Origin of the sequence: Sphingosinicella sp., from assembly GCF_013911755.1 — a bacterium.
Lineage (GTDB): Bacteria > Pseudomonadota > Alphaproteobacteria > Sphingomonadales > Sphingomonadaceae > Sphingosinicella.
This window is the reverse complement of the sequence record NZ_JACESP010000006.1, coordinates 120,050-145,511: the sequence shown is the minus strand read 5'-3', so window position 1 is coordinate 145,511 and position 25,462 is coordinate 120,050. Positions and strand designations below refer to the sequence as shown.

The window sequence follows — 25,462 nt, the reverse complement described above, 5'->3', positions numbered from 1 at the left end:
ATTCTCCCTCGTTGGCCCACATGGACCTGTTCTATACGCAGGCGACGCACTATCTGCCCCGCATGACATTCGAGATCACGCTGAAGATGATGCTGGTCGCACTTGCGTTCGGCCTCCTCAGCCTCTGGCAAGTGCGGCGCAAACGCAAGCCCGGGGTGCTGCCCTGGGTGCCGTGGCACGGTGTGATGTTTCTGGCGCTGCTCGCGCTGATCGCAGGCGCGGCGCACCTGCCGGCGGTCTGGCCGGCTTAAGAGCTCAGTCTTCGAGCGGTCGGCAGGCGGCGATCTTGAGCTTGGCGACGATCAGCATCGTGCCGTCGGACTGCAGGAAGGGGAGGAACGGCCGCGCGTCGTTCAGGCATTCGAGCACGCGCTCGTCAGGCCCCACGAACATGTGGCCGGCAAGGCTGGTGCCGTCCTCCAGAACGAGCTCCACCGCCGCCTTGCGCTTGGTGCGCAGGCGCGATTTCACCAGCGGCGGCGTTACAGGGATGAGAGCTTCCACGGTCACAGGCAGGCCTCCAGCAAGGCCTGGTCGAAGCCGAAGGCCTTGGCTTTTTCGAACGTGTGCGGGCGCAGGCCCATAGAACGGTATTCACCGATGATGCGGCCGTCTTCGGCCTCGTCGAGATACTCGAACTTGAACAGTTCCTGCGTCACGATCACCGGGCCTTCCATGCCGACGACCTCGGTGATGTTCGTCACGCGGCGCGAACCGTCGCGCAGGCGCTTCACCTGCACGATCATGTCGACCGAATCGGCGATCTGACGGCTGATGGCTTCCTTGGGGATCTTGATGTCGCCCATCATCACCATGTTCTCCATACGCGCGAGGCATTCGCGCGGAGAGTTCGAGTGGAGCGTCGCCATCGATCCGTCGTGGCCGGTGTTCATGGCGGCGAGCAGGTCGAAACACTCCTGCCCGCGGATTTCGCCGAGGATGATGCGATCCGGGCGCATACGCAGCGCGTTGATGACGAGGTCGCGAATGGTGATCGCGCCCTTGCCTTCAAGGTTCGCGGGGCGGGTTTCCAGCGTCAGCACGTGCGGTTGCTGGAGCTGAAGCTCGGCCGCGTCCTCGATGGTGATGACGCGCTCGCCGGGGTCGATCATCTTCGACATGGCGTTCAGCATCGTCGTCTTGCCCGAACCCGTACCGCCCGAGATGACGACGTTGAAGCGGCAGGCGCCGGCGATCTTCAGGACCGTCGCCATCTTCTCCGACATCGACTCGCCCTTTTGCATCATGTCGATGGTGATGGGCTTGGCGGAGAATTTACGAATCGAGATGGCCGTGCCGCGCAGGCTGAGCGGGGGCACGATCACGTTGACGCGGCTGCCGTCGGGCAGGCGGGCGTCAGCGAGCGGCGTGGTCTGGTCGATGCGGCGACCGACACGGTTCACGATGCGCTGCGCGATCTGGAACAGGTGCTCCTCGTCGCGGAACACGATGCTCGCGAGCTCGAGCTTGCCCTTGCGTTCGATGAAGGTCTGGTTGGGGCCGTTCACCATGATGTCGGAGACGGCCGGATCGGCGAGCAGCACTTCGAGCGGCCCGAGGCCGAGGAGCTCGTCGACGAGAACCTTTTCGAGCGCGATCTGCTCGCGGCGGTTGAGCGTCAGTTTCAGCTCGGCGAGCACCTCGCCGATGATCGGCCGGAATTCCTCGCTGAGCTCGTCCTTGGAAAGCGTCGCGGCGGCTTCCGGATCGACACGTTCCAGAAGACGCGGGAGCACCTGTTCCTTGATCTTGTGGATCGAGGCTTCGAAGCCTTCCTGCTGGGAGTTTACCGAACCGGCAGCGCCGCGCTCGCGCGCGCTGAGGCGCTGCATCGCATCCTGGACGCGGTCGCCCGTGAGTTCGAGCGCGGGCTCGGCGCTCTCCGGTACGTCTTCAATTTCGGGAAGCGGCTCCACGGCCGGGGCGCTGCGCGGTCCGCGCATCGGCGCCGCGTTGCCGAAGCCCCGACGCGGCGCGCTCAGTGCTGCCCCAATTCCAGCCTTTTTGCCGAATGCACTCATCATGATCCCCTCGGCCGAAACCGTCGGCCGCTGAGGGAAACTAGCGCGGCAAGCTTAGCAAACTCCTAACTATACCGACTTTTTCGGAACGAAAGGCGCGGTGAATTCCGCCGTGACCCGCATCGGGCGGCGGCTTTCGCGGTCGAGAAGCGCCCATGTCGTGAGCGCGCGCACGCGCACCTTGCCGTCCGGGCCGACCACTTCGACGAAGCGGTCGTAGCGCGCCCCCTTGGGCGCATCGCCGACCCATGTCCGCAGCGTCAGCGTTTCGCCGAGGTGGCTCGGCGCGCGGTAGTCGATCTCGTGACGGACGACGACCCATACGACGTTCGCTGCGAGATCGGCGGGCGCTACAGAATACCAGTGCGCCACCGCGATATCCTGAATCCAGCGGACGTACACGGCGTTGTTGACGTGCCCCAGCTCGTCGATGTCCTCCGGCGCTGGGGCTTTCTGCTGCGTGAAGACGGAAATCTGCGCCTCCGCCATCATCGGCCGATCTGACTGATCAGGAACGCATATTCCTCGGCGTCTTCCTCCAGTGAGACATAACGCCCCGACTTGCCGCCGTGGCCCGCGCCCATGTTGGTCTTTAGGAGGAGGACATTGTCGTCGGTTTTCGCCGCGCGCAGCTTTGCCGCCCACTTCGCAGGCTCCCAGTAGGTGACGCGCGGATCATTGAGCCCGCCGGTGATGAGCATGGCGGGATAGGCCTGAGCCTTCACGTTGTCGTAGGGGCTGTAGCTGCGGATAAGCTCGAATGCGGCCTTGTCCGCGATCGGATTGCCCCATTCGGGCCATTCGCCGGGGGTGAGCGGCAGCGTGTCATCCAGCATCGTGTTCAGCACGTCGACGAACGGCACGTGCGCGGCGACCGCGCCGTAAAGCTCCGGCGCCTGGTTGACGATCGCACCCATCAGCTCGCCGCCCGCCGAACCGCCGGACGCGGTCACTCGGCCAGGGGACGCGAAGCCCTGATCGATCAGAAAGCGGGTGACATCTATGAAATCGTTGAAGGTGTTGGCGCGCTTCTGCAGCTTGCCGTCGAGATACCACTGGTAGCCCAGATCGTCGCCGCCGCGAATGTGCGCGATGGCGTAGGCGAAGCCGCGATCGAGCAGCGAGAGGCGATTCGCCGAGAAGCCCGGCGGGAAGGCGAAGCCATAGGCGCCGTAGGCATAGACGTGGAGCGGCCCGCGCCCGTCTTTCACGAAATCCCGGCGGTAGACGACGGACACGGGAACCAGCGTGCCGTCGCGCGCGGGCGCCATCAGCCGCTCGGTCGCGTACTGCGAGGGGTCGTAACCGCTCGGAATCTCGCGCACCTTTAGGGTTTCCAGCCGGTCGTCTGCGAGGTGGTAGTCGTACACCGTGTTGGGCGTGACCATCGACTGGTAGTCGATGCGCAGGCGGTCGACGTGGTATTCCGGATTGGTGGAGAGGTTCACGACGAAGCTGGCTTCCGGGAAGGCGATGTAGCGCTCGCTGCCATCTTCATAGCGGTGCAGCCGGATTTGCGAGAGACCCTCGACGCGCTCCTCAATGGTGAGGAGGTTTTCGAAGCTGGTGAGTGACTGGAGGTAGTGCCGGTCGCTGCCCGCAACCAGTTCGCTCCACGCGTCTGGCGCCGAAACGGGCGCGGTGACGATGCGGAAATTCGGGTGCGTGTCGTTGACGCGGATGTAGAGCGTGCCTTCGCGCTCATCGACGTCGTATTGCCGGTCGGCCTTGCGCGGCGACACCAGCATTGGCTCCGCAGCGAAATCGTCCGTCGGCAACAGGCGCACCTCGCTTGTCGCGTGGTCTCCGGTTTGGAGCACCGCGTATTTGCGCGATTGCGTGCGGCCGAGCTGGACGCCGAATTCTTCGGCCTCCTCGGTGTAGACGGCGCGATCGGCGGACTGCGCGTCGCCGAGCCTGTGATGCCAGATTACCTTGGAGCGCCAGTTCTCGTCGGCATCGGTATAGAGGAAACTCTGCGAATCGGCGGCCCAGACGAGGCCATAGCGCCAGTTTTCGATCACGTCGGGAAGTTCCGCGCCGGTTTCGAGGTCGCGCACGCGCAGCACATAGCGCTCGGAGCCGTTCGTATCGACGGCATAGGCGAGCAGGCGGCCGTTCGGGCTGACGGCAAGGCCGCCGAGCCGGAAATAAGCGTGGCCTTCAGCGAGCTTCGGCTCATCGACGATTACGCTGTCCTCGCCGCCCGCAACGGGCCGGCGATACCACTTGCGGTATTCGGCACCCGCATCGAAGGCGTACCAGTAGAGGAAGTCGCCGTCGCGCTGCGGAACGCTCGAATCGTCGTCCTTCACGCGGCCCTTCATCTCGGTGAAGATCGTTTCAATGAGCCCCTTCTGCGGGGCCATCACCGCCTCGAAATAGGCATTTTCAGCATTGAGGTAGGCGAGGACGTCGGTGTCCGTCACCTCCGGATAGCCGGGATCGCGAAGCCACGCATACGGGTCTTCGATCGTGACACCGTGGTGCGTGAAACTGTGCGGCTTCAGGGCAGCAACGGGCGGCTTCGGAATCTCGGTCATGGCACTCCGGTCGATCTGGGCGAAGGTCCGGTGTGTTTGCGCGAGCGGCAGCGCCGCGGTCAACCGTTCAGGAGGCCTGCGCGACCTGGTCGTCCTCAAGCCCCGGCACGCCGGGGTTCGACGGTGTCACGAGGCCGGCGTGCATATCGATGTGCTCGGGGCGGCCGATCAGGAAGCCCTGCACCTGATCGCAGCCTTCGCGGCGCAGGAATTCGAGCTGCGTTTCGGTCTCGACGCCTTCGGCGGTGATCGGCACGCCAAGGCTGTGGCCGAGGCTGACGATGGCGCGAACGATCTTTTCGGCCTGCGGCGAGCGGCTGATCTCATCGACGAAGCTGCGATCGATCTTGATGCGGTCGAACGGGAAGGCGTTCAGCGTGGAGAGCGACGAATAGCCGGTACCGAAGTCGTCCATCGCGATGCGCACGCCGAGTGCCTTGAGGCGGCGCAGGTTCGAAAGCGCGCGCGCCTGATCAAGGAACAGCGCCGATTCGGTGATCTCTATTTCAAGCCGCGCCGGCGAAAGCCCGCTGTTGACGAGGATTTCGTGCACGCGGCTGACGAGCGAATTGTCCTGCAGATGCAGCGCCGAAAGGTTCACGGCGACGCGGAACGGACGTTCCCATTTCGCAGCCTCGAAACACGCCTGCTTCAGCACCCAGTTGCCGAGCGCGATGATGAGGCCGTTTTCCTCGGCGACGAGGATGAAGTCGTCGGGCTGCAACAGGCCCCTTACCGGATGCTGCCAGCGTACCAGCGCCTCGAAGCCGACGATGCGGCCGTCCGCCATCGCGGCGAGCGGTTGATAGCTGAGCCGAAGCTCGCCCGCATCGATGCCCTTCTTGAGATCGCGTGCGAGGCGGCGGCGGTCGCGGATCGCTTCGTCCATGTCGCGGCTGAAGAAGCAGGCGGCGTTGCGCCCGCCGCGCTTCGCCCGATAAAGCGCCATGTCGGCAAAGGCGACGAGGTCGGACGCGTTGCCCGCGTCCGCCGGATAAAGGCTGATGCCGACACTGCCGGAAATCTCGACCTTGTGCTCCTCGTAAGGCACGGGTTCGAGCAGCTTTTCAAGCAGGCTGTGCGCGCATTGCGCAGCTTCGGTCGGCTGCGTGCCGCCGTAGAGCGCGATGACGAACTCGTCGCCGCCGATGCGCCCCAGAAGGCTCGATCCCTTGGCCATGCCGCGAAGGCGATTGGCGACCTCGGCGATCACGAGATCGCCGGCACGGTGGCCGTGGACGTCGTTGATGTGCTTGAAGAGATCGAGATCGATGAACAGCAAGGCGACCGGCTCGCCCTCCTGCGCGGCGCGCTCCAGCAGTGCGTCGAGACGCGCCATGAAGGCGTTGCGATTGAGAAGGCGCGTAGCGCTGTCGTGCTGCGCGAGGTAGCGGATTTCTTCCTCCGCCTTGCGCTGCGCGCGCAGGTCGCGGATCGCGTAAACCGCCTCAGCCTTGTCGTCGGACAGGCTGCGCGTGCGGACTTCGACCGGGATCGCCTCGCCGTGATCGAACGGAGAGAGCAGCGCGTCTTCGTTGCCCGACTGGCTGTAGCCGCGCTCGAGGAGGTTCTTGTCGACCGAGCGGCCGACGACATCGTCATGGTCGGCGCGGACGAGGTTGAGGAAGCTGGTGTTCGCGTCGACGATCTTGCCGTGCGCGGTGATCACGATGCCCTCGAAGGCGCCGTTCGCGAGCCGGCGCAGGCGCTCGACCGCGCGCTCGGCGCCTTTGGCGTCGACCAGCGCGGCGCCGAGGCCGGTTGCGATGACGATCAGCGTGACGGCGGCGATGGCGCCCGCGATGGCGAACTCCGAGATGATGAGGCTGTCCGTTTCGCCCTTGCCCGGAACGATGGTGAGCGCGGCCATGGCAATGAAATGGAAGGTCGAAACCGCAAGACCAAGGGCGATGCCGCCGATGGCCTGTCGCGGCACTGTGCGCGCCGGACCGGTAATCGCGAAGCCCGCTCCCGCAAGCAGCGCGCAGGCGATGAAGGCCACGGCCACGAGGTCGCGGTCGACATTGAACACGCCGTCGACACGGAAATCCTTGAGGCTGGAGAAGTGCATTACCGTCACCGCGAAGGTTAGGATGACGCCGCCGAAGCCCGGGCGCACCCAGCCGTCGAGGTTCGCGGCGGCATAGAAGGCCGCGATCGCCATCGGCAGCACGAGGATCAGCGACGTGAGCAGCCCGACCGGGCCATGCCCGGTCGGCACGCCCGGGTTATAGGCCAGCATGGCGAGGAAATGCATCGCCCACGCGCCGAAGCCGGCGGAGATGCCTGCAAGCAGCAGCCACGTGGGCCGCGCCTCGCCGCGCGCCACGAAGCCACGGGAGAAAAGCCGCACGGCGGTAAGCATCGACATCACGCAAATGATTACGGCAAGTGCCGTGAAATTCGGGTCGAACTGGCCGCCCAGTGCCAGTATGCGGTCCATCATTGCGATTGTTCCAGTCTCGATCACGCGCCATATTGGCACGCGAAATTTAACAAAGCCTTGGCGCAGCGGCACAGAAGCGGCCGCAAGGACCGCCTTTTGAGGAGTTTTCGATGTCGACTTACCGCGATCGGCTGGCTGCGCTGCGCCGCACGCTGGCGGAAAACCGATACGACGGCTTCGTCGTGCCGCTCACCGACGAGCATATGAGCGAATATGTCGGTAGCTACGCGCAGCGGCTGGCGTGGCTCACGGGTTTCGAGGGTTCTGCGGGGTCCGCGGTGGTGCTCAGCAGGGAGGCCGGCATATTTGTCGACGGGCGCTACACGCTGCAGGTCCGCGATCAGGTGGATGGGACGCTTTACCAGCACCTCGGCGTGCCCAAGGTGCAGATCGCCGACTGGTTGGAGGAAAAGGTCGGGCCGGGGCAACGCATCGGCTTCGATCCGTGGCTCCACACGCGCGGCTGGGTGGAGGCGACGGGAAAGCGGCTCGCGGCGAAGGGCGCCGAACTCGTTCCGGTGCCGGAAAACCCCGTCGATCGTGTCTGGACCGATCGCCCTGCTCCCTCCGCCGAGCGCTTCGAGGTGCATGGTGAGGAACTGGCGGGGCGGTCCTCTGCGGAAAAGCGCGCTGAAATTGCGCGATGGCTCGGTGAGAAGAAGGCGGACTGCGTGGTGATCGCCGCGCTCGATTCGATCGCATGGCTGTTCAACGTGCGTGGGCGCGACGTTTCACGCACGCCCGTCGCGCTCGCCTTCGCGATCGTTTCGGCGGACGGCAAGGCGCAGCTGTTCACCGCGCCTGCGAAGATCACGCCCGAAGTCGCCGCCCATCTGGGGCCGGATGTGGCGATCCTGCCCCCGGAGGCGTTCGTGGAGGCGCTCACGGCGCTCGGCAAGGCTGGCAAGACCGTGGCGGCCGACCCGGCAACGTGTGTAGCGGCGATCTTCCAGGCGTTGGAGGCCGGGGGCGCCCGCATTGTCGAGGCCCGTGACCCCTGCATCCTTGCAAAGGCGATCAAGAACCCGGTCGAGATCGCGGGCACGAAGGCCGCACACGTGCGCGACGGCGCGGCGCTTTCAAGGTTCCTCGGCTGGTTCGATGGCGAGGCGCCCAAAGACACGCTCGACGAAATTACTGTCGCCGAAAAGCTCGAGGATTTCCGCCGCGAATCCAACCTGCTGAAGGATCTGTCGTTCGATACGATCTCGGGCGCGGGGCCGAACGGGGCGATCGTCCACTACCGCGTTTCGCCCGAAACCAACCGCAAGGTGGAGCAGGACAGCATCTTCCTGCTCGATTCGGGCGGCCAGTATCTCGATGGCACCACCGACGTGACGCGCACGATGATCGTCGGCACGCCGAGCGCGGAGATGAAAGACCGCTTCACGCGCGTGCTGAAGGGCCATATCGCGCTTGCAACGGCGCGCTTCCCGGCCGGCACGCGCGGCAGCCAGCTCGATGTGCTCGCACGCCAGTTCCTCTGGCAGGCGGGGCTCGACTATGCGCACGGCACCGGCCACGGCGTCGGCAGCTTCCTCTCGGTCCACGAAGGCCCGCAGCGCATCGCCACCTTCGGCGGCGGCGACGAGCCTCTTGCGGCGGGTATGATCGTTTCGAACGAGCCCGGCTATTACAAGACCGGCGAATACGGCATCCGCATCGAAAACCTCGTGCTGGTCGTGCCGGTCGAGGTGGAGGGCGCGGAACAATCGCTGCTCGGATTCGAAACACTGACGCTGGCGCCGATCGACCTCCGCCTCGTCGACATTGGGCTGCTTGGCGATGAGGAACGGGCCTGGCTGAACGCCTACCACGCCCGCGTCCGCGAGACGCTGACGCCGATCGTACCCGAAGATGTGCGCGGCTGGCTCGCCGAGGCGACGCGCGCGATCTAGGCTGGGTCCGGTTCGGGTTCCGGCGTGGGCTTGTCCGGTACTTGCCCCTCAGCACGGGCAGCTGCCTTCCGGCGACGTAGATTCTGCCGCAGCGCCGCGGCGAGGCGGGCCTTGCGGGCGTCGGCGGGCGTGCTGGTCATCGGCCGATCTCTATCGGGTTTCATGCGCTTTCGCCAAGCACCTTGCTTGACAAGGCGCCGCGTGCTCGCCCATAGGACGCCGCCCGCATGAATGGCAGGCTGCCGTAGCTCAGTGGTAGAGCGCATCCTTGGTAAGGCTGAGGTCGTGAGTTCAATCCTCACCGGCAGCACCATTCAGTCTTAGGCTCCCTGGCCTGAGAACGGGTTTCGCTCCGAGCCTGTGAGAATCCTGCGTTTCCGCGCCATTTTCGGGGAGGGCGAGCGGAAACCGCGCGCCACAAAATCCGAAGTGCGATGGCGAAGCGCGGGAAAATCTCCGCGCTTCGCCATCGATATCAACGGCTCGGGCTAAACTCGCCCACCGTGTAGGCATCGCCGCCCGACACCCACTGGCCGTCCTTTTTCGCGAAAACGAACAGCATGATGAAGGTGAAGGGTTTCTGGGTTTTATCCTTCGGGAAAGCGCGAAAGTTGACCCATTCCCAGCCGGCATCCTTGCCCACGTGCGTGGCGACCGGTTCCACCTTCACGGTCGCGATCTTCACGATGTTGCGATAGTCCTCGCGAAAAGCGTCGCGTCCGATGACGGGCTTGCCTTCCGGCCCGAACGTGATCGCGTCGCGCGTGTAGAAGCGGTCGACGATCGTATCCGCATCTTCTTTCGCGAAGGCCTCCTCCTTCATCCGGTACAGCGCATCGACCTGGCGGCGGAACTCGGCAAGATCGGCGGCTTCGGCCTGGGGCAGGTCGCCGACCGCAGGAGCGGGCGCGGCCGCGACCACGGGCGACGCCGCGACGGCGGAAAAGCCCAGCATCACGGACGCCAGCAAAGCAACGGTTTTGGACATCTTCTTCCTCTCTCCTTGGGGGGCCATTTGTAGAAAGAGATCGGCGCCACCCGATTTCTCTGATCGTTTCTCGAATTGAATCGAGTATCTATCGCCCGTTGCCCCGTGTCAATCATGCGGAGCGGCGATACTGGGGCGGCGCTAATTCACCACGAGGTTCGCCTGCCATCGTGTTAAACTGCCGTAAATGTTGCCGCCAACCGTATAAACCACGAGAAAGCCGAGTGAATTAGATAGTCAATCTCAATCGAGAATCTCGATTGCCAGTGGCTCCAAGCTTTGGCACTGTGCCAGCGTGACCGGCGACGAGCCGGGCAGGGAGGAACGACCGAAAATGAACGAGAATGGGGACGACAAAGCCGTACCATCAGTGACACGCCGCGACTTCGTAGGCGGGACGATGATCGGTTCGGGCGCGGCGTTGCTGACCATGGCCGCCCCAAGCATGACGTCGAGCGCCGGGGCGCAGACGGTTCCCAGCCCGCTCACGGATCTTGGTCCCGACTGGACCGGCCCCGGCGGGGTGGGGGACTATGCCGGCAAGAACGGCAACACCCACGAGGTCGTTAACGCGTCGCATGGCCATATCCGCAACGGCGACCTCGACAAGCGCGTTGCCAACGCCCCGCTGGTCGACGATCTCTATGACGTGATCATCGTCGGTGCAGGTATTTCCGGTCTTACCTCCGCCTTCGTCACCGCCCGTGACAATCCCTCCGCGAAAATCCTGATTCTCGACCAGCATGCCATCTTCGGCGGAGAGGCCAAGCAGAACGAGTTCGAAGTCGATGGCTATCGCCTCACAGCGCCTCAGGGATCGACCGGCATCGTCGTTCCCTTCGCCCCGGCCGAGAAGTTCGGGTTCGGCAGCCCTTTCCTGAAGGAACTCGGCTATCCTGAGGAGTTTGTCTATCAGGAGCCGAAGAACCTGTCCCAGCCGATCCTGGTGCCGCGCGATGCCTGGGGCCCCATGCACATATCTTGGGAGATGGCCGATACTGCCTTCTATTATGAGGGCAAGGGCATGGTGAAGAATCCGTGGCGAGACGGCTTCCGCGACGCCCCCATTCCGGAAAAGGTCAAGAAGGCGCTGGTAGACCTCGAGCTCTATCGCACCCCACCGGTCCGCGACGACTGGGCCGAATGGCTCGACACAATGACCTACAAGGAATTCCTGCTCAACGTCTGCGAAGTGCCGGCCGACTGCATCGACAGCGTGCTCGACGTGCTCAGCCCGGTGATGGCCAGCATGGGCTGCGGCCAGGGCGGCGATGTTATTTCGGCTTACTCTGCCTATAATTATCTGATGCCGGGCGTGATCGGCTATTATCGCTACCAGCATGGCGGCGCTGACCCGACCGACACCATCTATCTGGCGACTTTCCCCGGCGGCAACACGGTCGCCGCGAAGCGTTTCCTGAAGCTCGCCAAGCCGGAGGCGCTCGACGGCGATGAAAGCCTTTACGGACTGATGGAAAGCAATGTCCGTTGGGACCAGCTCGACCTGCCGGGCCAGAAGGTGCGGCTACGCCTGTCGAGCACGGTCCTCTCTGTGGTCCATGAGGGCAAGCCCGCGAAGGCGAAGGCGGTGCGCGTCACCTATGACAAGGACGGGCGGTTGGTGAGCGTACGCGGCAAGGCCGTGATCTGCGCGGGGCAGCAGCATGCCAATCGCCGCATCTGCCACGATGTCGACGCCACCTATCGCACGGCGATGCAGGAGTTCCACCATGCGCCCATGCTGGTCATCAACGTGGCGCTCAGGAACTGGAAGTTCCTGGACAAGCTGGGCGTGGCGGGCGTCCGCTGGTTCGAAGGGCTCGGCTGGTGGACGAGTCTCCGCCGCAACCTCGTCGTCGACGGCCATGATCCACAGCCGCTCGATCCGAACAAGCCGGTGGTGCTCACCCAATATATCCCCTTCCTGCTGCCGGGCGTCGCATGGCCCGACCAATGCACGCAGGCGCGGATGATGCTCTTCTCCATGTCCTATGCCGATATCGAGGCGCAGGTCCGCGATCAGTTCACCAAGATGTTCGGCCCTTATGGTTTCGACGCCGACAAAGACATCGCCGGCATCATTACCAACCGACAGGGCCACGCCTACATGGTCGCCCCGCCCGGTTTCCATTTCGGCCGCGAAGGCAGGAAGGCGGGCAAGGACGTCCTGCGCGATCCTTACCATCGCATCGCCTTCAGCCATTCCGAACTGTCGGGCGCGCAGATGTGGGAGACCGCCGTGATGGAGGGGGAGCGCGCGGCGAAGCAGATCCTGGCCATGAAGCTTTGAATCCGTTCGGCGATAGGGATCATTGGACCCCCTTCTCCCCGATCACCGATCGAGGGCGCCGGTGCCACGCTTTCGGAGATCAATGATCAGCGGCTGCGCTTGGACTGCAGGACAGGCGGCAGGTAATTGCCGAGATAGGCGGTGGCGCCGCGAACCGCTTCATCCAGCATGTGGCGCGTGATTACGCCGTCCTCCAGCACCGACAAGGCGAAGAAAGCGTCGGCGATGACGATCGCGCGGTAGAAGATGGCGACCGGCTCGGCCAGTGAGGGCAGGTGGAAACGCTCGCTTAGCGCCGCGTGGAGCTGCACGCCAAAGCGGAAATCATCATGGCACCCGGCTTGCCGGATGTCGGGTGTCGTGCGTGGGCCCAGGATAAGTTGCCGGGCCGAGGCGTCGGCGTTGAAATAGTCAGCCGAGGCGGAGAGGAAGGTGCCGATGATCGCCTGCCATGAGGCGTCGGCGTCGATGACGGGCTCTCTGCTTACCATCTCATTGGAGATCGTCCGCGCCAGTTCCTTGAAGAGCTCCCGCAGGTCTGGAAAGAAATGATAGGTCGAGCTCGACGGAATGCCGGCCGTTTCCGACACCATCGGCAGGGTGATATCGTCGATCCCGCGCTCTTGAAGTAACTCGCGCGCTGCCTGAAGCAACGCCTCGCGCCGCGCACGACCCCGCGCCTGCGTATACCGACGCGGTTCAGGGGTGAGTACGATCGTTTGAGACTCGTTGGTGCGGTCGTTCACTGAGATGAATTGTCCTGTTCGAACGGATTGGGACCAATATGGTCGACGATCTTGTCAGCTGCCGTTTCCGTTATAACAGCTTCCATTTGTCATGTCGTTTATGTTGCCGACACGCCGGCGACCGCCCGAAGCGACGTTTGCAAAGTCGCGAAACGCCATGCCTGTCGATCATATGCTCGTCGACAAGGCAGCGCCATAGCCGTTCGCGCTCTCGGGAGGCTGTATCTGCTGCACTTACTCGAAAACCATCGCCATATGCTTTGCGATCGACAAGAAAGATCGCGCTTGAGACAGCAATGCGATACGAGAGCCATCCCATGCGAACGGCCCGTCGTGTTTGTCGCCCGGGAGATCGGAGGGGGGGCTTATCCGCGTGCGGCGGTAGCCTTATCTGACCGAAGTATCCATTGGGGGCGCGTATGAGTTCCGAAGCATTTGCCGATCAGATCAACGCCATGGTGCTGGCCGGAACGCTTCTCACAAGGCGCGCGGATGTGATCCTGCAGGCGACCTCGCAGGCGCACGTCACCGACCCTGACGCGTTCAATGCCATCGTGAAGGCGATTTCCGAGGGGCAGCTCTCGGAAGATCAACTGCGCGTCCTTACCGAACGGGCGCCCGCCCTCGTCGATATGCTGCGCACGGGCCTGCGCCCCCTTCTCGGCCCCGCGACCGAGGCGCGGCTCGTCGGGCTTGCGCGGCATGGACACATCACCACGTCAATTCTGGACCGGGCGCTCTGCAACGTGCTGCGGGCGAAAGCAGCCTAGGCGCGGCTTACTCTCGCGTATCGTTGCTGTTCCGTGCTGACAGAGGGCTGCGGCATCGGTATCTATCAGCGCCATGCCATCTGCGGTTCTCTTGACGATTGCGCTGATGCTCGCGCCGACTGTGGCGACGGGCGAGCCTCCGGTCGTTCCCGAAGCCGTGCTGGATGGTGACCCGGAGACGCTGGAACCCGCGCAGCCTGCCGGGCCCGCCGCGGAAACCCAGCCGGACCCCAGCCTCCTTGCGCTGCAGCCTGCAACGACGCGGCTTTTCCATGCGCTGAAAGGCGGAGCCGCGGACGAGGAACTCGAAAAGCTTGTTTCGGCGACGGTTATCGAACTCGACGTGAACTGCCCGCGTGTTCGCGAGTATCAGGTGTTCCGCTCGTCGGCGCGCGCGCGGACGCTCAAGGTGAAATGCACCGAGCGGCCGCTCTATGCGATCACGGTGGGCGCGTCGGGCGAGGGCTTCGTATCGGGCGGCGACGGCACGATCGATCAGATGCGCCTCGCGGACGGCCCGATCAAGCCGGTGATGGGGCTTCGCGTCGAGGAGTATCTGGCGCACGAACAGGCCGAAGCGCGCGGAGCGCAAAACCCCGAGGACGAGGAAGAGGCGCTGCCCGACGAGCCGGTCGCCGCGCCGCGCGAGGTGGAAACGCACGAGGGCCGTCAGTGGCTCGCGGGCCTTGCGATGGGTGTCGGCCTTGCGGCAGGCGGCGGGCTGCTCTGGCTGGTGGTGCGCGAGCGGCGTCGGCAGCGCCGCATCTACTCGCGCTGGCGCGGGCTCGACAGTGCCGCGAAGGACCAGCTCGTCGAAGAATCCGAAGAGGTCTATCCCAACCTCTACAGGCATCCCGAGGGCGTGTTCATCGCGCGTGGACGGCGCGGCAAGCGTCGTCTCTTTTCCTCGCTCGTCCTCGCCTATCTCTACGCGAGCCGGAGCATCAAGCTGTTCGAGATCCGCTGAGCGTGACCGACGCGGCGGTCGTGCGGGTGGATGCGCGCGGGATGCGCTGCCCACTGCCCGTGCTCAGGCTCGCGCGGGCGCTCCGCGAGCATCCCGAGGCAGCCGATTTCGAGCTTTTCGCCGACGATCCCGCTGCGGCGCGCGACGTGCCGGCCTTTGCGGGCGAGCAGGGCGTCGTGGCCGAGGAAACGGGCCCGCTCGAATGGCGGATCAGGCGGGCGGTGCCGGGCCAATCTGTTCCCAAAGCTCGATCTTGATGCCGTTGGGGTCGATCACCCACGCGAACTTGCCGTAGTCCTCGTCCTTGCGTTCGACAGCGACGCCGCCCGCTTCCAGATGTGCCTGCAGCCCGTCGAGATCATCGACGCGCAGGTTGATCATGATGCCGTGTGGGGAGGGGTCGAGGTAGGCCGTGTCCGCCTTGAACGCACTGACGATCGCGAAGGCCTCGTCGCCGGCATCGGCGTAGCGAAGCACGCCGCCGAAATCGCCCATGTCGAGGCCGAGCTTGTCGCGATACCAGGCCTGCGTCGCGGCGACGTCCGTCGCCTTGAAGAACACACCGCCGATCCCTGTCACCTTCGCCATTTGCGCCGCCTCCCGATTCGTGCAGCATAACGCAAAACGGGGAGGAATGGATGATGCGCCTTTGGATTCTGGCGGCGCTCGCGGTAGCGCACCCTGCGGCGGCGGAAGCACCGAGTGCACCGACAAAGGCCGCGAACAGCGCGGCGGCGGCGGCCTTGCCGTTCGGCGATACCGAGGATTTCGCGTTTGCGCGGCGGGGCCTCCTTGCACGGCCGGATGGCGACGTGATGGGGCCTGATGGCCGCGCGATCCGATCGTTCGCCGACGATGCGAAGGTCGCTGGCCCTGCGCCCGATACGGTGAACCCCGGCCTGTGGCGGAATGCGCAGCTCGTGAGCGAGGCGGGGCTGTTCGAAGTGGTGCCCGGCATCTGGCAAGTGCGCGGCTTCGACCTTGCGAACATGACGCTGATCCGCGGCAAGGCCGGGCTCATCGTCGTCGATCCGCTGACGACCGTGGAAACCGCGCGCGCGGCGATGGCGCTGGCGCGCAAACAGATCGGCGACCTGCCGGTGACGGCGGTGATCTACACGCACAGCCATATCGACCACTTCGGCGGGGTGCGCGGCATCGTGGACGAGGCGGACGTGAAGGCCGGGAAAGTGCGGATCTATGCGCCGGACGGGTTCATGGAACATGCCACCTCCGAGAACGTGATCGCGGGCGCTGCGATGAGCCGGCGGGCGGCGTTCATGTTCGGCAGCATGCTGGAACGCGGTCCCGAAGGGATCGTCTCTGCCGGGATCGGCCCGGTGGTGGCGGGGGGGACGTATAGCCTGATCGCGCCGACGGACGTGATCCACGCTGGCGGCGAGGCCGTGCGGATCGACGGGCTCGCCTTCGAATTCCAGCTGACGCCCGGCACCGAGGCGCCTGCCGAGATGAACTTCTACCTACCGCACCTGCGCGCGCTCTGCCTTGCCGAGAACGCGAACGGGGCGATGCACAACGTGCTGACGCCGCGCGGGGCGCTGGTGCGCGACGCGAAGGTGTGGGCGGACTATCTGACGGAGGCGCTCACGCGGTTCGGACCGAACAGCGATGTGGTGTTCACCTCGCACTTCTGGCCGCGCTGGGGCGGCGAGACGCTGCGGCGCTATATGGCGCTCCACCGCGACGCCTACAAATACCTGCACGACCAGAGCGTGCGCATGATGAACGCCGGGCTGACCGGAAATGAGATCGCCGAGGCGATCCAGCTTCCGCCCGAGCTTGGGCAGGCGTGGTTCAACCGGCCCCATTACGGATCGCTCAAATTCAACGCTCGCGCCGTCTACCAGCGCTACATGGGCCATTACGACGGCAACCCCGCGCACCTCGATCCACTGCCCGACATCGAACGCGGCAAGCGCCTCGTGGCGGCGATGGGCGGCGCCAAAAAGGTGCTCGCCGAGGCCGCGAAAGCGCGCAAAGCGGGCGACGAGCGCTGGGCGGCGGAACTCCTCTCCCACCTCGTGATGGCGGAGCCCGAGAACGCGCGGGCGCGTGAGCTGCTCGCCGCCAGCTTCGAGCAGATGGCATGGCAGACGGAAACCGCGCCGTGGCGCAACATCTACCTGTCCGGCGCCCGCGAGCTGCGCGGGCTCGCCACGAGCGGGGGCGGCGCGAACACATCCGAAATCGCGATGTCGACACCGCTTGCCGACCTGCTCGACCTGATGGCGGTGCGCCTGTCGCCCGAAAAGGCGGCGGGCGCGGAGCTTTCCATCGGCATCGTCCTTGCCGACAGCGGCGAGCGCCGCCTCGTGAGCGTGCAAAACCGTGTGCTCGTGCATCAGCCGTGGATGGAAGGCGCGGCCCCGGCGGTGACGCTCACCAGCCCGCGCCGCGTGTTCCTCGGTCTGGTCGGCGGACAGGTGAAGGCGGCGGAGGCCGTTCAGAAGGGCGTGCTCAGGATCGACGGCGACGCCGCGCAATTGCAGCGCTTTACCGGCCTTTTCGAGCCCCCGCCGGCGAGCTTCGGCCTCGCGCTTCCATAGCCATCGTAACCCCTCGGCAAGCATTGGCGGAAACCAAAACTTTACCCGCGTGGCTGATGATCCTCGCGCAGAGTAAGGTAAGGATCGCGCGCGTGGAAAAGCTGGACATCACCGACCCCGGTTTGCCGGTCGTCGACATCGAGGTCTTCGAGAAGACGCGGGCCACGATGGGTGCCGGATTCATCAAGATCATCACCTATTTCGGCGAAGACGGTGGCAAGGCCGTCGCCGAGATCGAGGCCGCGCAGCGCGAAGGCAATGCCGCGCGCATGGTGATGCCCGCGCACACGATGAAATCCGAAGCCCGCCAGTTCGGCGCGATGACGCTTGGCGAGCTGACCGAACGCATCGAGATGGGCGCGCGCCGCTGCGTGGAGCATCAGGAGGCGCCCGATGAACTGCTCGTGCTCGTTGCGCGGCTGAAGCCGCTGTTCCGCCGCACGATGGAGGTGCTGGAGCGTGAGACGAATCCGCTCGTGCAGCGCCGCGGCGAGGTGCGCACCGCTGCGGGCAACCAGAGCTTCGGGCGCATCTGACCGCGAGACGCACGACTCTGCGCGTGCTAATCTGCAAGCGATGGGGAAACGGGGCATGATCCGGTCGTCGCTGCTTTGCGCAGCGCTTTTGCTCGTGGCCGCGCCTGCGATGGCCGAAGGGCCTTTGTGCGACACGAGCATCCGCGTGCGCGGCTGCCGGGCTGAACTGCTGACCGAGGGCAGTACGCTCACCATCCGCGCCGCGACCGAGCAGTGCGCGGTGGTGGACTGGACGCTGGACGGCGCGCCGCGCTCCACGATGGTGACCGACGGCGAGGCGAAGATCGACCTTGGCGCGCCGGGAGGCACGGCCGTGCTGAAACAGTGCGGCATCGTGAAAGACCTGCGCGGCGTCGCGGCGCGCGAATTCGGCACCAGCGATGCGAGCGTGATCGGCAAGCCCCCCGAAGGCGGCGGTGAGACGATTGCCTGCAAGACCCTGCGTGAAGCGGCGGTCGCGGCGCAGCAGCGCACGGTGGCGGTCTCCAATTTCGACACGCGCAAGGCCTATCCCGACAAGCAAACCGCCTGCACGGAGATGCTGGCGAATTTCGATGCGCTGAACGCCGTGCTGCCTTCCTTCATGGATGCGGCGCTGAACTACGCCCGCCAATGTCAGCCCCCCGGACGCGCCGACGCGCTGCGCACCGAATTCTCCCGCCGCGAGAGCGCCACGCGTGCGCAGCACGAGAAGGTGCGGCGGGCGTGTATCAACGGCAGCTAGCCGCCGCACACCAGAGGGCAGCGATCCGGTTTCCTTCCGCGATCAAGGCGTTATGCTCTGCCCGTATCGAGGGCGGGGGAAGCGACATGCACTATCGGCGATTTGCGGCGATCATCGCGGCGGGCTTGGCTCTGGCAGGTGCACCGAGCGCTGCGGCGAGCGCGGACACCGTGCGCGCGCGCGACCTCGGCGTGCCGTTCGCGGGGAAACCGGGGGCGAACAACGCGATCACGGACGTCGCGGGCGTCGAGGTCGGATACGTCAGCCTGATTTCGGGCGAAGGCAAGCTCGAGCGGGGCAAGGGGCCGGTGCGCACAGGCGTCACCGCCGTGCTGCCGCGCGGCAAGGATTCGCGCACGCCGGTTTACGCGGGCTGGGAAACCAGCAATGCCGCCGGGGAGATGACCGGCACGGTGTGGCTGGAGGAGCGCGGCTATTTCGATGGGCCGGTGATGATCACCAACACGCACAGCGTCGGCGTGGTGCGCGACGCGGTGGTGGGGTGGCTTGCGGACGTGAAATGGCCGGGGGCGTGGTTCACGCCGGTGGTGGCCGAAACCTACGACGGGATGCTGAACGACATCAACGGCTTCCACGTGAAGCCCGAGCACGCGATGCGCGCGATCCAGACCGCCGCAAGCGGCCCGGTGGCCGAAGGCAATGTCGGCGGCGGTGTCGGGATGCAGTGCTTCGGCTTCAAGGGCGGCACGGGCACGGCCTCGCGCGTTATCGAGATGGATGGGAAGAGCTACACAGTCGGCGTGCTCGTGCAGTGCAACTTCGGCATGAGGCCGTGGTTGCGCGTGGCGGGCGCGCCCGTGGGCGAGGAACTCGCAGGCAAATATCTGCCCGAAACACGCGGGACGCAAACGGCGGCGACGAACACCGGCGTCGCGCCGGGCGACGGCTCGATCATCGTGGTGATGGCGACGGATGCACCGATGCTGCCACACCAGCTGAAACGCCTCGCCAAGCGCGCGGCGGCGGGCATGGGCCGCACGGGCGATGCGGGCAGCAACGGCTCGGGCGACATCTTCGTCGCCTTCTCGACCGCGAACGCGAATGTGCAAAGCGTGGGCGGCACTGTGATCAGCGTCGAAACGATGCCCAACGACAAGCTGACGGTGATCTTCGAAGCGGCGACGCAGGCGACCGAAGAGGCCATCACCAACGTGCTGGTTGCGGCCGACACGCTGACCGGCGTCAACGGCTACACCATCCAGCGCCTGCCGCACGCGGAGCTGCGGGCGATCTTGAAGAAGTATGGGCGGTTGGTTGCGGCGAAGTGAGATGACGCAGAATCAGAATTTAGTGCGGGCTCAAAATGAGAGGGCGAAACATGGGCGCGCTACATCAGTCATTCGAAGACAGCTTAGAAAAATTTCCTCTATTAGTAATCGAGAACATCATCGCCGAAAAGCTCGCGGCGGTTAACGTCGATGATCCCGTACTTGTGCGCCAAATCGCCGAGGCGCTTATGGCAAATGAAGGGAAAATAATAACTATCAAATCTCCGGTCGGCAGAAGCCTCGACTTCACCGAGGAAGACATGAAGCAGTTTGAGAAGGCCATGTCGGGCTTCATGGACGAGCTCCCCGACTTTGTAGACAAAGTCGCCGAAATGGCTGCCCAACAGCTGGTTGAAGAATATCGGAGTCAATGGAAGGATAGCCAGCCTTCCGTCGATGAGGCCGCCAAAATCCAAACGCGGATTGCCAAAACGTGGGGCGGCGCACTCGATGCTTTGCGCCTAGTTGTCGCACTTTGCTGTGAGGAGGGTGAGACCTTCAACTTCGCGCAGATGAAATCGAATCTGAAGCGCGATGCTGCGCGCAATGTGGCACTCGCCCGCTTGCATATTCGAGCCTGCCGGATAGCTGAAGAGATTATCCTGCTCGTCTCGAACGGCCATACCGAAGGAGCGCAAGGCCGATGGCGCACGTTGCATGAGGTGGCAGTGACCGCAACGCTGATCGCGGCAGGAGGGGATGCGATAGCCGAGCGTTATTTCGCACATGAGGCGATCGAGCGTAAGAAAGCGCTGAATGATTATCGCCGTGCGGCGGCCACCCTCGGCGTTGCCAAAGTTTCGGGCAAAGAAGCAGACACGATTGAACGTGAATGTGATGCGGCTGTTCGCAGGTACGGCCGCCATTTCCAAAGTCCGTATGGCTGGGCTGGTGGGATGTTGGGTCTTCCGGATGCGCCGCAATTTCACAATTTGCAGGAAGTAGCCGGTAAGCTTGGTGAAAAGCTTCGGTTTCGCCTTGCCTGCTTCGACACCCATGCCAGTCCGCAAGCACTGCGTCAGCCAATTCACGGCTGGGACCCGACGACGCATATCTCCGGCATGTTTTCGGCGGGTTTTGAGGCGCCAATAGGCGACACAGCGCAAAGCATTGTCCAGATTACATTACTGTTGTTTCGTGAGCCTTGGAATCTCGATCGGATCGCATGGGTACTGACTTTGGCGCGGCTCCGGGATGACCTGATCGACGACGTCGATCGGATCGCGCGACGCATTGAGAAGGACGAGCAGCGTTCAATTGAGCGCGCGATGCGGCGCCCAGGGCGTACATTCGGCTATGTGAAGCCGCGACCGATTCGGCGATAGCTGGATGACTATGCGCCTCACGGGGTGAGGGCGACTGACAAACGCGAGTGATGAAAACCCGCTTATCAGGATACCGTGACTCTTCGTCAAAGATTGGCGAACGGAAACCTCTATGTGTCCCGCCCCATCAGCGTTGGGAAGAAGCCCTCGTAGGCGTCGCGGAGCGCGGCGAGGGTGACGGAGGTGCTGCCCACGGTGACGGCGTCGCCGCCGGTCGTGCCGATGCGCTTCACTGGCACCGCCGCGCCACCCAGCGCGCCCTCGGGTGCCGTGATGACGTAGAGGCCCTGGTCCTCGCCGAAGGCTTCGGCGGTGGTGAGGGCTTCGAGCTTCGCGCCCGTGCCGCCTGCGAGCGCCATTTCGGCGATGGTGACGAGGAGGCCGCCGTCGGAGATATCGTGGACGGCGGTTGCCTTGCCGTCTGCGATCAGGCTGCGGACGTATTCGCCCGCTGCGCGCTCGGCGGTGAGGTCCACCGGGGGCGGGGGGCCGTCTTCGCGGCCGTGGATTTCGCGGAGCCAGATCGACTGGCCGAGGTGGCCGTCACCGCTACGCGTGCCGACGAGCCAGATCGGCTCGCCTGCGCCCTTGAAGGCGATCGTCGCGCTTTTCGTGTAGTCCTTCAGCAAGCCCACACCGCCGATTGCGGGGGTGGGGAGGATGCCGACGCCGTTCGTTTCGTTGTAGAGGCTGACGTTGCCCGAGACGACGGGGAAGTCGAGCGCCTTCGACGCCGCGCCCATGCCGGAGACGCAGCCGACGAACTGGCCCATGATCTCGGGACGCTGCGGATTGCCGAAGTTGAGGCAGTTGGTGATGGCGAGCGGCGTCGCGCCGACCGCCGAGAGGTTGCGATAGGCTTCGGCGACCGCCTGCTTGCCACCCTCGAACGGGTCCGCGAAGCAGTAGCGCGGCGTGCAGTCCGTCGTGATGGCGAGGCCCTTTTGGGTTCCGTGCACGCGCACGACGGCGGCGTCTCCGCCCGGGCGCTGCACGGTGTCGGCGCCGACCATGTGGTCGTACTGCTCCCACACCCAGCGGCGGCTGGCGATGTCCGGCGAGCCGATGAGCCTCACGAGATCGGCGGCGAGGTCGGTGCTTTCGGGCACGTTCGTCAGCGGTGCGCGCTTCGGAGTCTCGACGTGCGGACGGTCGTAGAGCGGCGCCTTGTCGGCAAGCGGCGCGAGCGGGATGTCGGCGGCGGTCTCGCCCTTGAACTTGAGGACGAGGCGGCCGGTTTCCGTGACCGTGCCGATCACAGCGAAATCGAGCTCCCACTTGCGGAAGATCGCTTCAGCCTCGGCCTCGCGGCCGGGCTTCAGGATCATGAGCATCCGCTCCTGGCTTTCGGAGAGCATCATCTCGTAGGGGATCATGCCGGTTTCGCGGCAGGGCACGGCATCGAGGTTGAGTTCGAGGCCGACGCCGCCCTTCGAGGCCATCTCGACTGACGAGGAGGTGAGGCCGGCCGCGCCCATGTCCTGAATCGCGACGATGGCGTCGGACGCCATCAGTTCGAGGCAGGCTTCGATGAGGAGCTTTTCGGTGAAGGGGTCGCCGACCTGAACGGTGGGGCGCTTCTCCTCCGAGTCGTCGGTGAATTCGGCGCTCGCCATCGTGGCGCCGTGGATGCCGTCGCGGCCGGTCTTGGAGCCGACGTAGACCACCGGATTGCCGATGCCAGCGGCGGCGGAATAGAAGATCTTGTCGGTCTTCGCGACGCCGACCGTCATGGCGTTCACGAGGATGTTGCCGTTGTAGGCCGGGTGGAAGTTCACTTCGCCGCCTACCGTGGGCACGCCCACGCAGTTGCCGTAGCCGCCGATGCCGTGGACGACGCCCGCAACGAGGTGGCGGGTCTTGGGGTGGTCCGGCGCGCCAAAGCGCAGCGCGTTCATGTTTGCGACCGGGCGCGCGCCCATGGTGAAGACGTCGCGCAGGATGCCGCCGACGCCTGTCGCCGCGCCCTGATAGGGCTCGATGAACGAGGGGTGGTTGTGGCTTTCCATCTTGAAGATGGCGGCGTCGCCGTCGCCGATATCGATGATGCCCGCGTTCTCGCCCGGGCCGCAGATCACCCACGGTGCCTCGGTCGGCAACGTCTTCAGGTGGATGCGGCTCGATTTGTAGGAGCAGTGCTCCGACCACATCACCGAGAAGATGCCGAGCTCGGTGCGGTTGGGCGTGCGGCCCATCGCGGCGAGGATGGTTTCGTACTCGTCTGGCGTCAGGCCGTGCTCGGCGACGATCTCGGGCGTGATGATATCGGTCATGGCCGCGCTCATAGCGAGGCGGCGCGCGCGGTTCCAGCGCCTATTCGTGGAACTCCGCCATGTCGGGGATGCGGTGGAAGGCGATCTTCGCGCCCACCTGGTCGATGCGGCCGCCGATCAGCGGCCCGAGCGTGACGGCGTTGCGGCCGAACTTTGCGTTTGCCTTGTCCATCGCCTCGCTGAGGCGGAGGCCGCGCGCCTCGCGAGCGAGCGCGTGGTCGATGTCGTCGCGGTCGAAGAGGGCGCCCTGTTCGTGCCCGGCGGGCGCAATCTCGGCGAGCGTGACGCCGACCATGCGGATGCGCTGTTTCTGTGCCGCGAGGCGGGGCCAGAGCGCATCGAGTTCGCGCAGGAAGCTGAAACTGTCCTGCGTCAGCGGCAGGCGCTGGTGCGCGGCGAATTTGCCGCCGTCCTCCAGCCGGGCGTGGAGCAGCAGGCTGCGCGCGGCATAGCCTTCGCGGCGCAGGCGACTCGCGGCCTTCAGGCACAGGCGCCGCGCGGTGGCGAGCGCGGCGGCGGGATCGCGCTTCGAAGGCGAGAGCACCTGGCTGTGGCCGATTGAGCGGTGCTGCGTTTCCACGTCCGGTACCTCGTGGCCCGTTAGCGACCACCACAGCCGGTCTCCGTTCACCGCGCCCCATGCCTCGCCCGCACGCTTGGGGCCGCGCGCGATGAGGTCGCGGATCGTGAGCACGCCCTTTATGGCGAGGCGGCGCTCCATCTTACGGCCGATGCCGGGGATGTCGGTGAGCTTCAGCACGTAGAGCCGCTCCGGCAGCTCGTGCGCCTCGATGACGGTGAGGCCGTCGGGCTTCTGCATGTCGCAGGCGATCTTGGCGACGAGGCGCGTCGGCGCGACGCCGATCGAGCATTTCAGATATTCGCCGACGTTCGCGGCGATCCCCGCCTTGATGCGCCGCGCGAGGTCGCGGACGAACGCTGGGTCGTTTTCATTGTCCATCAGGCGGCAGGCGACCTCGTCGATCGAGCAGACCTTCGTGACGGGGATATGCCGGTCCACCTCCGCGACGATGCGGTTGTGGTAGTCCACATAGGCGCCGTGGCGCGCGGGGGTGACGATGAGGTCGCGGCAGAGGCGCTTTGCCTCCCAAATGGGCGTGCCCGTGCGGATCCCGAAGGCCTTCGCCTCGTAGCTCGCGGCAATCGCGCTCGTTGTGTCCGTGTCCACGGGCGAGACGACGACGGGCTTCCCGCGCAGCGCCGGCTGCAACTGCTGCTCGACACTGGCGAAATAGCTGTTCAGATCGAGAAACAGCCAGCGGAGCGGCGAATCGGAGCGCATGGGGGGAGTGTAGCGCATGGAGAACAAATTGTGAACAACGCGCACACACCCCGCGCCGTGGAGGCGGAGTCGCTGCACGGCCGGCCGCTGCGCTACTTCGATTTCGTGATGGCGGCATTCGTCACCATCCTGCTGCTCTCGAACGTGCTCGGTGCGGGCAAGGTGGCGGTGGTGGACCTGCCCGGCATAGGCGACTGGCCGTTCGGCGCAGGCATATTGTTCTTCCCCGTCGGATATGTGCTCGGCGACGTGCTGACCGAGGTTTACGGATATGCGCGGGCGCGGCGCTGCATCTGGGCGGGGTTCGCCGCGCTCGTTTTCATGGCGTTCATGGCGTGGGTGGTGGTTGCGTTGCCGCCCGCCGCCGACTGGACCGGGCAGGCGAGCTACGAGGCGGTGTTCGGGCAGGTGCCGCGCATCGTCTTCGCCAGCATCGTCGCCTTCTGGGCAGGCGAATTCACCAACTCCTACGTGATGGCGAAGATGAAGGTGTGGACGGGGGGCAAGCACCTCTGGACGCGCACGATCGGCAGCACGGTGGCGGGGCAGGGTGTAGACAGTCTGATCTTCTACCCGCTGGCGTTTCTTGGCGCGGCGGGCTGGACGAACGATCTTGTGCTGAAGGTGCTGATCACGCAGTGGGTGCTGAAGGTGAGCTGGGAGGCGATCCTCACGCCGGTGACCTATGCGGTGGTCGGCTTCCTGAAGCGTCGCGAAGGCCTCGACGTCTACGACCGCAAGACCGATTTCACGCCGTTCAAGGCGAGCGTGTAGAG

Annotated in this window: 22 protein-coding genes and 1 tRNA gene; 13 read left to right on the top strand and 10 right to left on the bottom strand. The window is 65.1% G+C overall.

The genetic code is table 11. The features are described from left to right. Window positions 1-20 precede the first annotated feature (20 nt). On the top strand, window positions 21-251 hold the full coding sequence (locus H2052_RS06590) for a hypothetical protein (protein ID WP_293779369.1): 231 nt from the start codon (window positions 21-23) through the stop codon (window positions 249-251). Window positions 252-255: 4 nt separating this feature from the next. Here H2052_RS06590 and H2052_RS06585 read toward each other — a convergent pair whose 3' ends face one another. The 5 genes from H2052_RS06585 to H2052_RS06565 form a co-directional block, all read right to left on the bottom strand. After that, window positions 256-510: a hypothetical protein gene (locus H2052_RS06585; RefSeq protein ID WP_126494480.1), complete on the bottom strand. Its 255-nt coding sequence runs from the start codon at window positions 508-510 to the stop codon at window positions 256-258. Next, entirely contained in the window at window positions 507-2,021 is a 1,515-nt protein-coding gene (locus H2052_RS06580; protein WP_293779363.1) for a CpaF family protein, read from the bottom strand. Before H2052_RS06580 ends, H2052_RS06585 begins: the two co-directional genes overlap by 4 nt. 69 nt (window positions 2,022-2,090) lie before the next feature. Then, window positions 2,091-2,510: an acyl-CoA thioesterase gene (locus H2052_RS06575; protein WP_293779398.1), complete on the bottom strand. Its 420-nt coding sequence runs from the start codon at window positions 2,508-2,510 to the stop codon at window positions 2,091-2,093. Beyond that, on the bottom strand, window positions 2,510-4,564 hold the full coding sequence (locus tag H2052_RS06570; RefSeq protein ID WP_293779361.1) for a S9 family peptidase: 2,055 nt from the start codon (window positions 4,562-4,564) through the stop codon (window positions 2,510-2,512). Before H2052_RS06570 ends, H2052_RS06575 begins: the two co-directional genes overlap by 1 nt. 67 nt (window positions 4,565-4,631) lie before the next feature. Continuing rightward, a complete protein-coding gene (locus H2052_RS06565; RefSeq protein ID WP_293779359.1) occupies window positions 4,632-7,010 on the bottom strand; it encodes an EAL domain-containing protein in 2,379 nt (792 codons plus the stop codon). A gap of 110 nt (window positions 7,011-7,120) precedes the next feature. Between H2052_RS06565 and H2052_RS06560 the strand changes: the two genes are divergently transcribed. Both H2052_RS06560 and H2052_RS06555 read left to right on the top strand, forming a co-directional pair. After that, on the top strand, window positions 7,121-8,908 hold the full coding sequence (locus H2052_RS06560) for an aminopeptidase P family protein (RefSeq protein WP_293779357.1): 1,788 nt from the start codon (window positions 7,121-7,123) through the stop codon (window positions 8,906-8,908). A 238-nt stretch (window positions 8,909-9,146) separates the two neighbouring features. After that, a tRNA-Thr gene (locus H2052_RS06555) sits at window positions 9,147-9,221 on the top strand. A gap of 162 nt (window positions 9,222-9,383) precedes the next feature. Here H2052_RS06555 and H2052_RS06550 read toward each other — a convergent pair. Further along, window positions 9,384-9,896 (bottom strand): nuclear transport factor 2 family protein, encoded by a 513-nt coding sequence (locus H2052_RS06550; RefSeq protein WP_293779355.1) that lies wholly within the window; start codon window positions 9,894-9,896, stop codon window positions 9,384-9,386. 370 nt (window positions 9,897-10,266) lie between these two features. Between H2052_RS06550 and H2052_RS06545 the strand changes: the two genes are divergently transcribed. Continuing rightward, window positions 10,267-12,186 carry an NAD(P)-binding protein gene (locus H2052_RS06545; RefSeq protein WP_293779353.1) on the top strand — a complete coding sequence of 640 codons (1,920 nt, stop codon included), beginning with the start codon at window positions 10,267-10,269 and terminating at the stop codon, window positions 12,184-12,186. An 86-nt stretch (window positions 12,187-12,272) separates the two neighbouring features. Here H2052_RS06545 and H2052_RS06540 read toward each other — a convergent pair whose 3' ends face one another. After that, complete coding sequence (locus H2052_RS06540; protein ID WP_293779351.1) at window positions 12,273-12,932, bottom strand: TetR/AcrR family transcriptional regulator; 660 nt, start codon at window positions 12,930-12,932, stop codon at window positions 12,273-12,275. Between the two features lie 419 nt (window positions 12,933-13,351). Here H2052_RS06540 and H2052_RS06535 point away from each other — a divergent pair, with 419 nt between their 5' ends. The 3 genes from H2052_RS06535 (at window position 13,352) to H2052_RS06525 (ending at window position 14,926) form a co-directional block, all read left to right on the top strand. After that, a complete protein-coding gene (locus H2052_RS06535) occupies window positions 13,352-13,702 on the top strand; it encodes a hypothetical protein (protein WP_293779349.1) in 351 nt (116 codons plus the stop codon). A gap of 91 nt (window positions 13,703-13,793) precedes the next feature. Continuing rightward, the gene (locus H2052_RS06530; protein ID WP_293779347.1) at window positions 13,794-14,669 is read left to right on the top strand and encodes a hypothetical protein; all 876 of its coding nucleotides are present in this window, start codon (window positions 13,794-13,796) and stop codon (window positions 14,667-14,669) included. Between the two features lie 2 nt (window positions 14,670-14,671). Further along, window positions 14,672-14,926, top strand: coding sequence for a sulfurtransferase TusA family protein (locus tag H2052_RS06525; RefSeq protein ID WP_293779345.1), 255 nt, complete (start codon window positions 14,672-14,674; stop codon window positions 14,924-14,926). Here the strand turns inward: H2052_RS06525 and H2052_RS06520 are convergent. Next, window positions 14,880-15,257, bottom strand: coding sequence for a VOC family protein (locus tag H2052_RS06520; protein WP_293779343.1), 378 nt, complete (start codon window positions 15,255-15,257; stop codon window positions 14,880-14,882). The genes H2052_RS06525 and H2052_RS06520 overlap by 47 nt on opposite strands. Before the next feature lie 50 nt (window positions 15,258-15,307). Here H2052_RS06520 and H2052_RS06515 point away from each other — a divergent pair, with 50 nt between their 5' ends. From H2052_RS06515 to H2052_RS06495, 5 genes are all read left to right on the top strand, one after another. After that, window positions 15,308-17,236 carry an alkyl sulfatase dimerization domain-containing protein gene (locus H2052_RS06515; RefSeq protein ID WP_293779341.1) on the top strand — a complete coding sequence of 643 codons (1,929 nt, stop codon included), beginning with the start codon at window positions 15,308-15,310 and terminating at the stop codon, window positions 17,234-17,236. Between the two features lie 92 nt (window positions 17,237-17,328). Then, window positions 17,329-17,772: an Hpt domain-containing protein gene (locus H2052_RS06510; protein ID WP_366484303.1), complete on the top strand. Its 444-nt coding sequence runs from the start codon at window positions 17,329-17,331 to the stop codon at window positions 17,770-17,772. A 55-nt stretch (window positions 17,773-17,827) separates the two neighbouring features. Beyond that, window positions 17,828-18,496, top strand: coding sequence for a hypothetical protein (locus H2052_RS06505; RefSeq protein WP_293779339.1), 669 nt, complete (start codon window positions 17,828-17,830; stop codon window positions 18,494-18,496). An 86-nt stretch (window positions 18,497-18,582) separates the two neighbouring features. After that, window positions 18,583-19,785 (top strand): P1 family peptidase, encoded by a 1,203-nt coding sequence (locus H2052_RS06500; protein ID WP_293779337.1) that lies wholly within the window; start codon window positions 18,583-18,585, stop codon window positions 19,783-19,785. Window positions 19,786-19,835: 50 nt separating this feature from the next. Beyond that, window positions 19,836-21,110 carry a DUF5677 domain-containing protein gene (locus H2052_RS06495; RefSeq protein ID WP_293779335.1) on the top strand — a complete coding sequence of 425 codons (1,275 nt, stop codon included), beginning with the start codon at window positions 19,836-19,838 and terminating at the stop codon, window positions 21,108-21,110. 110 nt (window positions 21,111-21,220) lie between these two features. Here the strand turns inward: H2052_RS06495 and purL are convergent, their stop codons facing one another. After that, window positions 21,221-23,395 (bottom strand): phosphoribosylformylglycinamidine synthase subunit PurL, encoded by a 2,175-nt coding sequence (purL, locus tag H2052_RS06490; RefSeq protein WP_293779333.1) that lies wholly within the window; start codon window positions 23,393-23,395, stop codon window positions 21,221-21,223. A 28-nt stretch (window positions 23,396-23,423) separates the two neighbouring features. Next, window positions 23,424-24,686 carry a type VI secretion protein ImpB gene (locus H2052_RS06485; RefSeq protein ID WP_293779331.1) on the bottom strand — a complete coding sequence of 421 codons (1,263 nt, stop codon included), beginning with the start codon at window positions 24,684-24,686 and terminating at the stop codon, window positions 23,424-23,426. 27 nt (window positions 24,687-24,713) lie between these two features. Between H2052_RS06485 and H2052_RS06480 the strand changes: the two genes are divergently transcribed. Further along, a complete protein-coding gene (locus H2052_RS06480) occupies window positions 24,714-25,460 on the top strand; it encodes a queuosine precursor transporter (RefSeq protein WP_293779394.1) in 747 nt (248 codons plus the stop codon). The last annotated feature ends 2 nt before the right edge of the window (window positions 25,461-25,462 follow it).